The following is a 13,129-nucleotide window of genomic DNA, read 5'->3' as shown; positions in this document are numbered from 1 at the left end:
GGGCCGGGTCCGGAGGCTCATCGCGCGCCCGGGCCGGACGGGCCGCCGTGCCCGGACCGCTGCTGCGCCGCGCGCAGGAGCAGGGCGAGCCCGTCGAAGCCGCGCCGCACCGCGTGCTCGTACGCCGTCACGCCCTCGGAGTCGGCGAGCCACGGGTCCGCTCCGGCGGCGAGCAGCAGCCGTACGACCTCCTCGTGGCGGAAGCCGCCGTCGCCGAGGATGACCGCCTCAAGCAGCGCGGTCCAGCCGAGCCGGTTGACGTGGTCGACGTCGATGTCCGTCTCCGCCAGCACGGCCCGCACGTATCCGACGTGCCCGCGTTCGGCGGCGGGGATGAGGGAGACCCCGCCGAACCTGTTGCGCTGCGTGAGATCGGGCCCGGCCGGCAGCAGGACCCGCATCATCCGGACGCTGCCGGTGACCCCGGTGACCAGCCAGGGGCTGTCCTCGCGGGCATCGGGGGCGTCGGGGTCGGCGCCGGCGGCGACCAGTACCTCGGCGACGTGGACGTGGTCGCCGAGCACCGCGAGCAGCAGGGCCGTACGGAGGTCCTCGTCGCGGGTCTCCGGAGCGGCACCGGCGGCGAGCGCGGCGCGCACCCCGTCGGCGGCCCCGGCCTCGGCGGCATCGAGCAGGAGTCGGTCGTGCGGATTCATGTCTCCATCCTGGTCCGGACGTGGCCGGCGGGTGGTCCCTCCGCCGTCTCTCCCCGTCCACTCATCCGGCCGACCCGCCCGTCATCCGATCGGCTGATCCGCACCGCCCCGGCATCCGCCGGCGGACGGCAGGCCGACGGGGCCACCCGCTCCGGGCGGGCCGGGACACGTACCCGTGTCCGACACGCCCACCTGAGGGTGAACCCATTCGAAGATCGCTTCCGGACCCGGCGGGCGGGACCAGACTGGCCCCGCCCGCACGTGCCGGTTCCACCACGTCACCGCCGGGCGGCCCCCACCAGCCCGGCCCGGCCGGGCGGTCCATGACGGAAGGCGGACGGAACCCATGGCGAACGGCACGGTACTGCTGGCACTGCGCGAGGACCCCCTCGGCGGCGGGGTGAGCGCCGGACAACTGCGCCGCATCGGCAAGGAGCTCGAAAACCGCGGACTGGAGCTGGCACGGGCGGCCGACGCGCGGGACGCCCGGGCGATGCTCCAGACGGAGGCGGGGATCGCCGCCGCGGTGGTGGCCTGGGACCTGCCCCGCCCCACCGGAGCGGCGCAGTCCGCACCGGCCGGGACCGGACCGGGCCGCGGTGACGGCGGCGGGACCGACGGGCGCGCGGAGATGCCCACCGGAGGGGCCGAGGTCCTGGACCGGATCCGGCGCCGTTTCAAGGACCTGCCCGTCTTCCTGCTGATGACCGACAGCTCCGACCACGACCTGGAGCACCTGCCGCTGTGGGTGTCGGAGACCGTCGTCGGCTACATCTGGCCGCTGGAGGACACCCCCGCCTTCATCGCCGGCCGGGTCGCGGCCGCCGCCCACACCTACATGAAGGAGATCCTGCCGCCGTTCTTCCGTGCCCTGCGCCGCTTCGAGGACGCCCACGAATACTCCTGGCACACCCCGGCCCACTCCGGCGGGGTCGCGTTCCTGAAGTCACCGGCGGGCCGGGCCTTCTTCGACTACTACGGCGAGCGCCTGTTCCGCACGGACCTGTCCATCTCCGTCGGCGAGCTCGGGTCCCTCTACGAGCACTCCGGGCCCATCGGCGAGGCCGAACGCAACGCCGCCCGCGTCTTCGGCGCCGACCGCACGTACTTCGTCCTGCACGGCGACTCCACCTGCAACCGCATGGTCGGCCACTACAGCGTCACCTCCGACGAGATCGCCCTGGTCGACCGCAACTGCCACAAGTCCGTCCTGCACGGCCTGGTCGTCTCCGGCGCACGCCCGGTCTACCTCGTGCCCACCCGCAACGGCTACGGACTGGCCGGCCCGCTGCCTCCCACCGCCACCGCCCCGGCCGCGGTCGCCGCCCGCATCGCCGCCAACCCCCTGACCGAGGGAGCCGTCTCACCGGACGCCCAGTACGCCGTCGTCACCAACTCCACCTACGACGGCCTGTGTTACGACACCCTCGCCACCGCCCGCGCCCTCGCGCCGAGCACGCCCCGTCTGCACTTCGACGAGGCGTGGTTCGCCTACGCCCGCTTCCACCCCCTCTACCGGGGGCGGTACGGCATGGCGGTGGGGCCGGACACCTTCGAGGGCGCCGCCCGGCCGACCGTGTTCGCGACCCACTCCACCCACAAGCTGCTCGCCGCGCTCTCCCAGTGCGCCATGGTCCACGTACGGCCCGCACCCCGGGCTCCCGTCGACCACGACCGCTTCAACGAGGCGTTCATGATGCACGGCACCACCTCCGCCTTCTACCCCGGCATCGCCTCCCTCGACGTGGCGACGGCCATGATGGACGGGCCGCAGGGCCGGTGGCTGATCGACGAGGCCGTCACCGAGGCGATCCGGTTCCGGCAGGCCGTCGTCCGCACCGGCAGCCGCATCGCCGCCGCGGGCGACCGGCCCGACTGGTTCTTCGGGGTCTGGCAGCCCGAGCACGTCACCGACCCCGCCACCGGCAGCCGCATCGCCTTCGCGGACGCGCCCACCTCCCTGCTCGCCTCCGAGCCCGCCTGCTGGCAGCTGGAACCCGGCGCCGCCTGGCACGGTTTCCCGGACCTGACCGAGGGCTACTGCCTCCTCGACCCCGTCAAGGTCACCCTCACCTGCCCCGGTGTCACCGCCACCGGGGACACCCAGCCCTGGGGCATCCCCGCCCGGATCCTCACGGAGTACCTCGCCACCCGCGGCATCGTGGTCGAGAAGACCGACAGCTACAGCACCCTCATCCTGTTCTCCATGGGCATCACCAAGGGCAAGTGGGGCACCCTCATGGACGCCCTGATGGACTTCAAGGCCCTCTACGACGCCGACGCCCCGCTCGACCGGGTCCTGCCCGCCCTCGCCGAACGCCATCCCAGCCGCTACCGGGGCACGACCCTGCGCGCACTGTGCGCCCGGATGCACGAGCACCTCACCCGCGGCGCCTTCGTCGACGCCCTCGACGAGGCCTTCCGGCACCTGCCCGAGCCCGTCCACCCGCCCCGCCACTGCTACCAGCAGCTCATCCGCGGCGGCACCGAACGCCTGCGCCTGGCCGACGCGCCGGGCCGGATCGCGGCCGCCATGGTGACCGTCACCCCGCCCGGCATCCCCGTCCTGATGCCCGGGGAGTCCCTCGGCACCCCCGACGGCCCCCTGCTGCGCTACCTCGGCGCCCTGGAGGCCTTCGACCGCGCCTTCCCCGGCTTCGGCAGCGAGGCCCACGGCGTCACCGTCGACCCGGAGACGGGCGACTACCTGATCGAATGCCTCCGCACGCCGCCGCAATAGCGAGGCAGAGCGCGGGATTCGGCCGCCCGCTCGGGCCGGGGCGTCAGGCCCCCGGCCCGGCCGGGACGCCCAGGAGGCGGACCAGGTCGGCGAGTTCCTCGCGGTAGAGCTTGTCGGGGCTGAGCGTCTGGGTGCGCAGGTGCCCGTACACCTCCAGGGTGATCAGGCCGTGCAGCCGGCCCCAGAGCCGCATGGCGAGTGCCACGGCCGCGGGCGGCAGGTCGGGGAACTCCGGGCGGACCTTGTCGAGGAGCGCGGGGTCGAAGTCCGACCACTGGAAGTCGCCGTCCGCGTACAGGGGTTCGGCATAGGGCCAGGCGGCCGCGGCCAGTGCGGTCAGCCCGGTGCAGACCCGCCGCGCGGCCTCCGGGGCCGCGCCGCCCTCCGGGGCCAGATAGCCCGGCACGGGGTCGCCGTACACGAGGCGGAAGCCCTCGGGGTTGGCCAGCGCCCAGTCGCGCAGGGCGTGCGCCCAGGCCTGGATGCGCCCGGCCGGGTCCGTGGCGGGGGCCGTCGCCCAGGCGGCGTCCACGGCGTCGGCCAGTGAGGTGTACACGTCCCGGATGAGCGTCGTCACCAGTTCGTCGCGGGTGGCGAAGTAGCCGTAGATGGCGTTGGCGGTCATGCCCATCTCCCGGGCGATGGCGCGCAGCGTGATGGCGTCGGGCCCGCCCGAGGCCATCAACTCCAGGGCCACCCTCTTGATTTCCGCCGTCGTCTCGGCCCGCAGCCGCTCGCGGCGTCCCCTGGTGCTTCCTGTTCCCGCTGTCTGTGCCACGCCCTCACTCTACACAGTCACCTTTCTGGTGGCCGTATCTAAACTTCACGGCGTATAGTTTTCGAACGGCGCACAGGAAAGTGCTGAAGGCGCGCCCTGTGCAAGAGCTTTGGCATGCGACATAGGGGAGAGCCATGCACATCGGAGTCATCGGGGCCACGGGCGGTATCGGAAGCCGCGTCGTCACCGAAGCCCTCGGCCGGGGGCACCGCGTCACGGCGTTCAGCCGCGACGTCACGGGGATCGAGGAGGGCCGCGAGAACATCACCTGGAAGAACGTCGACGTACTCGACGCCGCGAGCGTCGCCGCCGTCCTCCCCGGCTTGGACGTGCTGATCAGCGGCTTCCAGCCCGGCAACGCCGCGAGGGACCTCGCGGACACCGTGGAGCGCTCGATCGCCGATCCCGGCGTGCACGTCACCGCGGCGCGGGCCCTGCTGAAGGCGCTGGAGAGCCACCCCAGGACCCGGCTGATCGTGATCGGCGGCGCCGGCAGCCTGGAGATCGAACCGGGCCTCGTCATGGCGGACTCCGAGGAACACCTCCACGCCACCCTGGACCCGCTGGGGCTGCCGAGGGAGTACGCGGCCGCCGTGCGTGGCGCCCGCGACGGCCTGAACGTCCTGCGCACCTCCAACAGGCTCTGGACGTACTTCAGTCCCGCGAAGGACATCGCCCCCGGCGAGCGCACGGGCCGCTTCCGCATCGGCGGCGACCAGCCCGTCCTCGACGCCGACGGGCTCAGCCGGATCTCCATGGAGGACGCCGCGGTGGCCCTGGTCGACGAGGCGGAACTGCCGCGCTTCGTCCAGCGCCGCTTCACGGTCGGCTACTGACGGGGACGGCCCGCGGCGGATAATGGCTCCGCCGCGGGCCGTTCCCGCGGCGCGTATCGAGTGAGGGACGAAGGATCGATGACCCTGAGGGAAGGCCAGCGGGTGAAGCTCGCCACGGACATCGGGCTGGCCGAAGCGATCGCCCAGCCGGCGGGGGCCGTCGTCGGCTTCCTCTCCCTGGCGGCGGGTACCGGGGGCACCGTCGAGCGGGTGGACGGGCAGCCCCCGAGCCACGGCGTCCGCGAGTACCAGCGGCTCAAGGCGCTGCTCGACGACTACGGCCACGCCATGCCGGAGGCGAGCAGGAAGCGGCTGGAGGACGAGGTCGAGGCCCTGCAGCCCGAGTGGACCGCCTTCCAGACGGAGGGCAGCCGGGTGACGGCCCGCATCCGCTTCGACAACGGCTTCGTCCTCGACGGCGCCCCCGAGGACGTCCTCACCCCTGCCTGACCAGCCCGGCAGCGCGGCGAACTCACCGCTCGCCCCGAGCAGTTCCTCCACCAGCGCGCCCAGGCGCGCACACTGCGGTGCGAGCCCGGCCGCGCGGCAACATCGCCTCCGTGGGCGCCTACGAGGTGTCACCAAGTTCGCCGTCCGCGCCGTCTCGGAAGGCCTGCGCCAGGAGTCCGACGGCGCCGTCCGGGTCATCCTCGTGTCCCCGGGCGTCACCGAGTCCGAACTCGCCGACAGCATCGCCGACCCGGTGGCCCGGGAGGCGAGGAAGGCCTACCGCGTCGTGGCGCTGCCCGCCTCGGCGGTCGCGGACGCCATCGCTACGGGCGCCACGCGCAGCACGGTGGACGCCGCCCGGGGCGCGCGCCGGGGCCGGGGGTCGTGGCCCTGACGAGCCACGCCCGTTCACCGCTGAGCGAGTCCGCTGACCGCACGCCGGTCACGGGCGGCCGCTCCTACTGGCGGGTGCCCCGGACGCGGGGCCAGGCGGCCAGGGCCCAGGAGAACACGCCGAACAGCAGCAGCCCCGCCGCGACGGCGACCAGCAGCCAGGGGCCGGCCGGGGTCCGGGCGAAGGCGCGGAGGGTGTCGTCGACGCCCTTGGCCTTCTGCGGGTCGTAGGACACGGCCGCGTAGACGAGGAAGGCGCCGGCGGCCGTGAACACGGCTCCGCGCGCGACGCCGCCCACCACGCCGAGCACGTCCACGGCCCGGCGGGCCCTCTCGGGCAGGCGGACGGTGTCCAGCTGATCGCGGAAGGTGAGCCGGACCGCCCCCACGGCGATGACGATCCCGCCGATGGCGACGCCGATCCCCGCCGCCCCCACGAGCCACTCGCCCGCCGGAACCCCCAGCACCTTGGCCGTCACGTCCCGCGACTGCTCGTCGCTGGAGCGCCCGCCGCCCCGGCCGGCGGCGAAGGACAGCGCGGAGAAGGCCACCACCGCGTAGAAGAGGGTGCGGGCGGCCGCCGCGACGCGCTTCGTGGGCTTGTGCCCGTCGGGTCCGGCGGCGCCGAAGACGGCCTCGGAGAGCCGCCACAGCGCCATCGCCACGAGCCCGATGCCGACGGCCCACACGAGCACCCGCCCGACAGGCTGGCCGGCGAGCAGGGTGAGCGCCCCGGTGCGGTCGGCCGCCTCCTCCGTGCGCCCGAACGCGATCCGCAGGGCGAGCAGGCCCACCAGTACGTACAGCACCCCGCGCGTGGCCAGTCCGCACCGGGCGGCCGCGACCACGGCCGCGTGAGCTTCGCGTGCCCGGGCTCCGCCGGCGGTTGGTGCCGCCATGACCCACCCCTTCCGTGATGGCCCCGTCCCAGCCGCCCCTGCCCGCTGCGGCCCGCGCCATGCGTCCGGCCGCCGCCGGGGTGGCGCCGTTTCACCCGCGGGAGTCCGGGTAACCGCGCGGTCACAGACCAGCGCGTCCGATGAGGAGGCACCATCCATGGCCGGCATAGGCGGTTGCATCACCCTGATCGTGGTGGGGGCCATCCTCACCTTCGCGAGCGACTGGCATATGGACAGCGTCAACCTGGACGTGGTGGGCCTGATCATGATGGCCGCGGGACTGCTGGGACTCGGCGTCTACAGCAGCGTCCTGCGCCGCCGCCGCACCGCCGCTCTGCCGGTGGTCGACGAGACCCGCGACCGGACCTGAGACGTACCCGCCGCACCGGCTCACCCCGAGGGCAGACCCACCTGCCGAGGAGAACCACCATGAACCCCACCCCCGAAGGAGCCCCGGGCCGTGAACGCACCCCGGCCAGCCCGGCTCCCGAACCCCGCGGCCCCGAACCGGTGCCCCGCGACCCCCACCCACCCGAACCCGCCCCCGAACCCCCGCCACCCCCAGCCCACCCGCCGGAGCCCACTCACCCCCCGGTACCGGAGCCGCCCGACTAACGACCTTGGGAGCGATACCAGCTCCGGATCTGCCTGGCGGTCTGGGCCCCTGCGCGATCAGGACGCCGCTGAGGAGGAGTGGTGCCGTCCGGCGGATCGCGGTCGCTGCTGTCTTGACCGGCGCGTCTTGGTCAGGGAGTGGACCGCAGCGGCGCCGCCTGCCACGTCATCCCCGGGGGCTGGAGTAGGGGCGAGGGCTCAGGGCCGGGGTCATCGGTGTCGACGACTCCGGCGGCCGTGTGGTCGAAGTCGGCGGGCCAGCGGGTGTGCTCGCTGGCCACGGCGCCGGTCAGGCGCGCTTCGACAAGGTTGGCGGTGCTCAAGTCGGTGCCGCGCAAGTCGGCCATGCGGAGATCGGCGCGTTGGAAGACCGCGCCGTGGGCGACGGCCTTGCGCAGGTTCGCCTCGCGCAGGTCGGTCTCAGTGAAGTCGGCGTCACGCAAGTCGGTTTCGACCAGCTTCGCGCCCCGTAGGTCGGCCAGAATGCAGCGAGCCCGCCGGAGAATCGCAGTCGTGAGGTCGGCGTGCCGCAGGTTGACCGAGACCAGGGACGCCTGGGTCAGATTGGCGTGGTACAGGCCCGCGGCCTCCAGGCAAGTGCGGTCGAAGTTGACCTCGGGGAACCAGAGTCCGTCGCAGTCGGCCCGGCGCAAGTCGGTGATGCTGAGATTGACCCAGGACTGCTCCCGGTGCTGGCACAGCACGCCGAGCGCGGTCAGCGCCACCTGGGCGTCGGCGGCGCGAGTCTCCAGGGGTGCGATGTCGTTGATGGGCACGTCTGCCGCCGGTGACTCCGGCCCGGCGGGTGGCCAGGGCAGGTGCGTACGCAGATACGCGGCCTGGATGGAGATGATGGCCTCCCGGTCGCGGGCGGACTGCTCCGCGATCCGCCACAGCGCGTGCAATCCGCCGATGCGCACATCCAGCTTGTCGCTGCCGAGCTGGTCGACGGCCCGGCTGAATCGGTCGGTGACGTAGCCCTCCTGGGTGGCGCGCAAACCGTCCTGACTCACGCGCAGTTGCCGCCAGGTGGCATACGCGCCAAAGAGCACGACCAGGCCGCCGACCACCTGCAGAAGCGTCGTACGGACATCATTCACCGCCTTCAGTCGATCCTGTGCGGCGACGCTCGCCCCGGCGAGATCGTGGTCGACCACCACACCGGGCAGTAGGACGAACACTGTGCCTAGAACGACCAGCCCCGCGGCCCCGGACAGCAGAGCCCCGGCGGTACGACGCCTGACCAGCCCGTCGCGCCATGGCCGCCGCCCGCGGTCCGGTTCCCTCATCTCCATGGGCACAGGAGCTTAGGCTCCACTTAGTACACGATCAAGAGTGCTGTGGCACTGGCCCGTGACATGAGAACGGCCGTATGGGTTGGGTGAGTTGTGAGGTTTACCTGGGCCCGTGCGGCCTGTTCCCATCCCGCCCTGTCCGGGGTCCCGCGCGCACACTTCGGCGAGTTACTCAAAGAACTCGCGCCCCGGTGGCAGGCCGCGCGGGAGTCGGCGCTACACGAGCGGCGTGGCGGAGACCGGAGGCGGGCGGTCGGCGCCGGGCCCAAGCAGCGCCTGGTCTTCGTCGACCGGCTCCTGGTCACGCTGGTCCACCTGCGGCTTGGGATCCCGCACGCCGCTCTGGCCGAGTTGTACGCAGTGGACCGATCCACCGTCTCCGGAGCCATCCGCGAGGTCCGCCCACTGCTGGCGGCCCGCGGCTTCGCCGTCCCGGACCGGCCGGGGTGCGGCTGCGCACGCTGGAGGACCTGTTCGCCTACGCCGGCGCGGAGGGCGTTGACCTGCGCATCGACGGCACCGAAGTGCAGGTCCGCCGCCCCCGCGCCCACCGCCCCTGCCGCAAGGCGTTCGTCTCCGGCAAGAAGAAGCAGAACACCATCAAGACCACCACCTTCAGTGACCCGCAGGGTCGCACCCTGTTCAGCGGTGTGGTCCGGCCGGGCCGCATGCACGACCAGACCGCCGTGCGCACCGAGGGCATCGCCGAGCAGTTCCACCGGCACCCCAAGGTCAAGGCCGAGGTCGACGAGGGCTACCGGGGCCTGGCCAACGAGTTCCCCGGCCAGGTCAGCGCCCCGCCGAAGAAACCAAAGGACGACGCGCCGCTGGGCGAGCACCACGCCTGGCGCGAGCAGAGACGCCGCCAGTCCTCCGCGCGGATCTGCTTGGAGCACACCAATGCCGAGTACAAGCAGTGGCGGCCCCTGCAGCGGTTCACCGGCCGCCGCGAGACCTACGCCGAGACCCACCTCGCGATCGCCACCCTGGTCTCTGACCGCTCCGCCCGGCAGGCCGCCTGCTGATCACCCACCAGCCAACCCGCCAGGCCGGCACGCCCCGAACTCAATCGCTCCCAAGGTTGTAAGGGGCGCCGGCCCCGGACTTCCGACGGAGTGCCGGTTCGGTCACTTGACGGGGACGGCGTCCTTCGGGGAGGTGTGCCAGTTGGTGACGACCGGGCGGTCGACCGTGATGGTGCCGACCGGCAGGGAGACCGGGTCGGGGTCGGTGTTGCCGACGGCGACGATGATGCTGTCCAGTTCCTTGCCGCCGTTCTCCTTGGTGGTCTTCGGGTTCACCCCGGCGTAGGCGGCGGTGCTCCCGCTCAGCTTGATCTGCTTGCCGACGGCCTGCTCCGCGGGGCCGGCCTCGGTGCCGTCGGAGCCGAACGCCACGGTTGGCAGCGCGGCGGGCAGGTAGCAGGTGATCCCGGGCTTCGCCTTCGCGGTGATCAGGATGTAGCCGCCGCCCTGGCTCTCGGACTTCGTGCTCCAGGCGATGTCATTGGCCCCGCAGGTCTGTTCGACCGGCTTCCGCTCCCCGTTGCCGGTGTCCGCGCCGGAGCCGGCCCCGCCCGCGGCTCCCTTGCCGTCGCCCTGGCTGCCGCCCGTCGTCGACGGCGTGGCCAGGGTGCCCGTCTTGCCGGCCGGAGCGGCGGAGGAAGGGCCCTGCGGGGCGCCCGTGTCCGCCGCCGTGTCCGAGTCCTGACAGGCCGTCAACAGCAGGGCGCCGCCGACGAGGGCTGCGGAGACGAGGAAGGCCTTGCGACGGTTGCCGGACATGGAAGAGCCCCTTGGTGTGCGGTGGTCGAGGCCGGAGCGGGTGCTACGCGTGCCCTCGGCCCTGGTCCGATCACTATGAGGGCGCTGTGAGGCCGGGGGGTCCCCGCGTCTTCGTTCCAGGACGCCGCTGTCACCGACCGGTGACGTGATCACGAAATTTCGGAGGCCGTCGCCGCTCGCCCGATCGGCGGACGTACGCCCCGGTGCGGGGGCGTCACCGCCCCGACGGGATACGGATGTCCCCGGCACCCACCCCCGTCGCCCCCAGGGAGACCTCGATGAGCCGCATCAACCGACGTGACCTCGCACTGCTGGCGCTCCGTGCCGGAACCGGGGCCGTGCTCATGGCGCACGGCACGCAGAAGCTGTTCGGCTGGTTCGGGGGCGGCGGGCTGGACAAGACCGCGGCCGCGATGGAGCACATGGGCTTCACCCCGGGCCGGCCCAGCGCCATGGCCGCGGGACTCGGTGAGACCGGGGGCGGGGCCCTGCTCGTGCTGGGGCTGGCCACCCCGGTCGCGGGGGCCGCGGCGGCGGGTGCGATGGCGGGCGCGGTGTCCGTCCACGCCCCGGCCGGGTTCTTCGCCCAGTCCGGCGGATTCGAGTACCCGGCGTTCCTCGGGTTCACCGCGGCCGCCATCGGCCTCGCCGGTGCGGGCCGTTACTCCCTCGACCACGCCACCGGCCACACCTTCGACCAGCGGTGGACCCTCGTCCTGGCCTTCACCGCGAGCGCGGTCGCGGCGGCCGCGGTCGTCGCCAAACGGGCGCGGGGACAGCAGGACGCCGACGACGTCTGAGTAGGACGACTCAGGCGCGGCGGCCGCGGGGCCGAGATCCTTGGAGCGGCTGTGGCCGCAGCCCTCGTCGCGTGCCGAACGGGAAGAATCCATGATCAGTCGCCTCGCCCACCTCCTGGTGCCCGCCCTCGGACGCCTGTCGGTCACCACCGGCGCGCCCGGTGCCGGGATCCGGCCCGGCAGCCTCATCGTCGCCAACCACACCTCACTCGCCGATCCCGTCGTCGTCCTCGCCGCCCTGCGGCGCTGCGGAGTCGAGCCGGTCGTCATGGCCACCGCCGGGCTGTGGCGCATCCCCTGGCTGGGGCGCCGGCTCGCCCGCGAGGGCCACATCCCGGTGCACCGGGGGCACCGGCGGGCCGCCGAGGCGCTGGACCACGCCGCGTCGGCGCTGGCATCGGGACGCTCCGTGCTGATGTACGCCGAGGGCGGGATCCCCTCCCGCCGCGACGCCGGCGAAGCCGCGCCCCTGGCCTTCCGCAGCGGGCTCGCCCGGCTCGTCGCGCGCACCGGGGCGCCGGTCGTCCCGGTCGGCCAGGCCGGGGCCCGCCGGATCACCTCCGGCAGCGCCGTCAAGCAGGTCGCCGGCCTCGTCACGGCCCCGCTGCGGCGGCCGGACCTGCACGTCCACGTGGGGCAGGGCCTCGAACTGACCGGGGAGGCCGACGCCCGCACGCTCCAGGCGCACGCCGCCGTCACCGAGGCCTGGCGCACGGCCGCCGCCCGACTGCGGGAGCCCGCCGTGTGACAGGGGCGAGATCGAGCCAATTGCCGGGATCGGCCCGTACGGAGCCGGGCGATCGGTAGCGTCCCGGTAGGGAAGATCCGTGCCGTGCCAGGCACGGGACACGAGTGGAGGAACGACCATGGCGAACGTGGAAGTATCGCTGAAGGAAGCGATGACCTCGATCGAAGGGGCCCTCGGAGTGGCCCTGGTGGACTACACCAGCGGGATGGCCCTGGGCACGCTCGGCGGCGGCAAGGACCTGGACCTCGCCGTGGCCGCAGCCGGGAACACCGACGTCATCCGGGCCAAGGTCCGCACGATGGAGATGCTCGGCCTCCAGGACGAGATCGAGGACGTGCTGATCACGCTCGGCAACCAGTACCACCTGATCCAGATCCGGCGCGGCCGCTCAGGCGGCGGCCTGTTCCTCTACCTCGTGCTGGACCGGTCCAGGTCCAACCTGGCCATGGCCCGCCACCAGCTCCGCCGCATCGAGACGGATCTGGAGGTCTAGTCGCGGCGTTCCGCCGGGCCCACGCGTGCCCATGAGTTGAAGAAGTCTTCAACTCGGCACATATGAAACCGGTCAACTTCGGGTGCGCGTGGGCCGGTGGGGCGCGACGATGGGGCGGGTGGCGGCAAGACCCCCATCCGAACCCGAGTCCGAGTCCGAGTCCAAGTCCGAGGAAGAACAGGAGCGACGTGGGAATGCAGGTCCCGCTGTACCAGGCCAAGGCCGAGTTCTTCCGCATGCTCGGCCACCCGGTCCGCATCCGCGTGCTGGAACTGCTCCAGGACGGACCGATGCCCGTACGGGACCTGCTGGCCGAGATCGGCGTCGAAGCGTCGAACCTGTCCCAGCAACTGGGCGTCCTGCGCCGCTCGGGCATCGTGGTCTCGACCCGGGAGGGAGCGACCGTCACCTACGCCCTCGCCGGCGGGGACGTCGCCGAACTCCTGCGCGCGGCGCGCAGGATCCTCACGGAGATGCTGGCGGGACGCAACGCCCTGATCGCCGAACTCACCGAGGCCGAGCAGGCCTAGGGTCTGTCGTCAAAGTCCCGTCTGCCCCGCGACGCTCCCCCAGCTACCGCTGGGAGGTGCCCCCAGGCACGCACTCTCGCCGCACCGGGCGCAAGACCGAGTACGCCCAGTA

Annotated in this window: 14 protein-coding genes and 2 pseudogenes; 11 read left to right on the top strand and 5 right to left on the bottom strand. The window is 73.0% G+C overall.

Annotation, left to right across the window (positions count from 1 at the left end):
- Positions 1 to 17 precede the first annotated feature (17 nt).
- Complete coding sequence (locus AB0F18_RS35790) at positions 18 to 656, bottom strand: ankyrin repeat domain-containing protein (RefSeq protein WP_362068588.1); 639 nt, start codon at positions 654 to 656, stop codon at positions 18 to 20.
- Between the two features lie 346 nt (positions 657 to 1,002).
- Here AB0F18_RS35790 and AB0F18_RS35785 point away from each other — a divergent pair, with 346 nt between their 5' ends.
- A complete protein-coding gene (locus AB0F18_RS35785) occupies positions 1,003 to 3,396 on the top strand; it encodes an Orn/Lys/Arg decarboxylase N-terminal domain-containing protein (RefSeq protein ID WP_362068585.1) in 2,394 nt (797 codons plus the stop codon).
- A 43-nt stretch (positions 3,397 to 3,439) separates the two neighbouring features.
- Here the strand turns inward: AB0F18_RS35785 and AB0F18_RS35780 are convergent, their stop codons facing one another.
- On the bottom strand, positions 3,440 to 4,174 hold the full coding sequence (locus tag AB0F18_RS35780; RefSeq protein WP_362068582.1) for a TetR/AcrR family transcriptional regulator: 735 nt from the start codon (positions 4,172 to 4,174) through the stop codon (positions 3,440 to 3,442).
- Between the two features lie 134 nt (positions 4,175 to 4,308).
- On the opposite strand from AB0F18_RS35780, the gene AB0F18_RS35775 reads away from it, so the two are divergent.
- From AB0F18_RS35775 to AB0F18_RS35765, 3 genes and pseudogenes are all read left to right on the top strand, one after another.
- Positions 4,309 to 5,010 (top strand): NAD(P)H-binding protein, encoded by a 702-nt coding sequence (locus tag AB0F18_RS35775; protein ID WP_362068579.1) that lies wholly within the window; start codon positions 4,309 to 4,311, stop codon positions 5,008 to 5,010.
- Positions 5,011 to 5,088: 78 nt separating this feature from the next.
- Positions 5,089 to 5,460: a hypothetical protein gene (locus tag AB0F18_RS35770; protein WP_362068576.1), complete on the top strand. Its 372-nt coding sequence runs from the start codon at positions 5,089 to 5,091 to the stop codon at positions 5,458 to 5,460.
- A gap of 98 nt (positions 5,461 to 5,558) precedes the next feature.
- Positions 5,559 to 5,854 (top strand): annotated as a pseudogene (locus AB0F18_RS35765) (hypothetical protein); the annotation flags it as partial.
- A 64-nt stretch (positions 5,855 to 5,918) separates the two neighbouring features.
- Here AB0F18_RS35765 and AB0F18_RS35760 read toward each other — a convergent pair.
- Complete coding sequence (locus AB0F18_RS35760) at positions 5,919 to 6,752, bottom strand: DUF1206 domain-containing protein (protein ID WP_362068573.1); 834 nt, start codon at positions 6,750 to 6,752, stop codon at positions 5,919 to 5,921.
- Between the two features lie 157 nt (positions 6,753 to 6,909).
- On the opposite strand from AB0F18_RS35760, the gene AB0F18_RS35755 reads away from it, so the two are divergent.
- Positions 6,910 to 7,122, top strand: a complete 213-nt coding sequence (locus AB0F18_RS35755) for a hypothetical protein (protein ID WP_362068570.1) — start codon at positions 6,910 to 6,912, stop codon at positions 7,120 to 7,122.
- Between the two features lie 376 nt (positions 7,123 to 7,498).
- On the opposite strand, the gene AB0F18_RS35750 is transcribed toward AB0F18_RS35755, so the two are convergent.
- Entirely contained in the window at positions 7,499 to 8,662 is a 1,164-nt protein-coding gene (locus AB0F18_RS35750) for a pentapeptide repeat-containing protein (RefSeq protein ID WP_362068567.1), read from the bottom strand.
- Between the two features lie 93 nt (positions 8,663 to 8,755).
- Between AB0F18_RS35750 and AB0F18_RS35745 the strand changes: the two are divergent.
- A pseudogene (locus AB0F18_RS35745) lies at positions 8,756 to 9,025 on the top strand (IS5/IS1182 family transposase); the annotation flags it as partial.
- 83 nt (positions 9,026 to 9,108) lie between these two features.
- Positions 9,109 to 9,687, top strand: coding sequence for a transposase family protein (locus tag AB0F18_RS35740; RefSeq protein ID WP_362068564.1), 579 nt, complete (start codon positions 9,109 to 9,111; stop codon positions 9,685 to 9,687).
- Positions 9,688 to 9,789: 102 nt separating this feature from the next.
- Here AB0F18_RS35740 and AB0F18_RS35735 read toward each other — a convergent pair whose 3' ends face one another.
- Complete coding sequence (locus tag AB0F18_RS35735) at positions 9,790 to 10,446, bottom strand: hypothetical protein (protein WP_362068561.1); 657 nt, start codon at positions 10,444 to 10,446, stop codon at positions 9,790 to 9,792.
- Between the two features lie 278 nt (positions 10,447 to 10,724).
- On the opposite strand from AB0F18_RS35735, the gene AB0F18_RS35730 reads away from it, so the two are divergent.
- The 4 genes from AB0F18_RS35730 to AB0F18_RS35715 all read left to right on the top strand — a co-directional run bounded on the left by AB0F18_RS35730 (position 10,725) and on the right by AB0F18_RS35715 (position 13,017).
- Positions 10,725 to 11,246: a DoxX family protein gene (locus tag AB0F18_RS35730; protein ID WP_362068558.1), complete on the top strand. Its 522-nt coding sequence runs from the start codon at positions 10,725 to 10,727 to the stop codon at positions 11,244 to 11,246.
- A 91-nt stretch (positions 11,247 to 11,337) separates the two neighbouring features.
- Entirely contained in the window at positions 11,338 to 11,994 is a 657-nt protein-coding gene (locus AB0F18_RS35725) for a lysophospholipid acyltransferase family protein (protein WP_362068555.1), read from the top strand.
- A 118-nt stretch (positions 11,995 to 12,112) separates the two neighbouring features.
- Positions 12,113 to 12,487, top strand: a complete 375-nt coding sequence (locus AB0F18_RS35720) for a hypothetical protein (RefSeq protein WP_362068552.1) — start codon at positions 12,113 to 12,115, stop codon at positions 12,485 to 12,487.
- Positions 12,488 to 12,681: 194 nt separating this feature from the next.
- The gene (locus AB0F18_RS35715) at positions 12,682 to 13,017 is read left to right on the top strand and encodes a metalloregulator ArsR/SmtB family transcription factor (protein WP_362068549.1); all 336 of its coding nucleotides are present in this window, start codon (positions 12,682 to 12,684) and stop codon (positions 13,015 to 13,017) included.
- Positions 13,018 to 13,129: the final 112 nt, after the last annotated feature.

This window comes from Streptomyces sp. NPDC029216 (assembly GCF_040648015.1).
In the GTDB taxonomy this organism is placed as follows: domain Bacteria; phylum Actinomycetota; class Actinomycetes; order Streptomycetales; family Streptomycetaceae; genus Streptomyces.
This window is presented reverse-complemented; position numbering and strand designations above follow the sequence as displayed.

Coding starts and splice junctions, on each gene's coding strand:
- AB0F18_RS35790 (WP_362068588.1), bottom strand. CDS start 656: ATGAATCCGCACGACCGACTCCTGCTCGATGCCGCCGAGGCCGGGGCC.
- AB0F18_RS35785 (WP_362068585.1), top strand. CDS start 1,003: ATGGCGAACGGCACGGTACTGCTGGCACTGCGCGAGGACCCCCTCGGC.
- AB0F18_RS35775 (WP_362068579.1), top strand. CDS start 4,309: ATGCACATCGGAGTCATCGGGGCCACGGGCGGTATCGGAAGCCGCGTC.
- AB0F18_RS35770 (WP_362068576.1), top strand. CDS start 5,089: ATGACCCTGAGGGAAGGCCAGCGGGTGAAGCTCGCCACGGACATCGGG.
- AB0F18_RS35760 (WP_362068573.1), bottom strand. CDS start 6,752: ATGGCGGCACCAACCGCCGGCGGAGCCCGGGCACGCGAAGCTCACGCG.
- AB0F18_RS35755 (WP_362068570.1), top strand. CDS start 6,910: ATGGCCGGCATAGGCGGTTGCATCACCCTGATCGTGGTGGGGGCCATC.
- AB0F18_RS35750 (WP_362068567.1), bottom strand. CDS start 8,662: ATGGAGATGAGGGAACCGGACCGCGGGCGGCGGCCATGGCGCGACGGG.
- AB0F18_RS35735 (WP_362068561.1), bottom strand. CDS start 10,446: ATGTCCGGCAACCGTCGCAAGGCCTTCCTCGTCTCCGCAGCCCTCGTC.
- AB0F18_RS35730 (WP_362068558.1), top strand. CDS start 10,725: ATGAGCCGCATCAACCGACGTGACCTCGCACTGCTGGCGCTCCGTGCC.
- AB0F18_RS35725 (WP_362068555.1), top strand. CDS start 11,338: ATGATCAGTCGCCTCGCCCACCTCCTGGTGCCCGCCCTCGGACGCCTG.
- AB0F18_RS35720 (WP_362068552.1), top strand. CDS start 12,113: ATGGCGAACGTGGAAGTATCGCTGAAGGAAGCGATGACCTCGATCGAA.
- AB0F18_RS35715 (WP_362068549.1), top strand. CDS start 12,682: ATGCAGGTCCCGCTGTACCAGGCCAAGGCCGAGTTCTTCCGCATGCTC.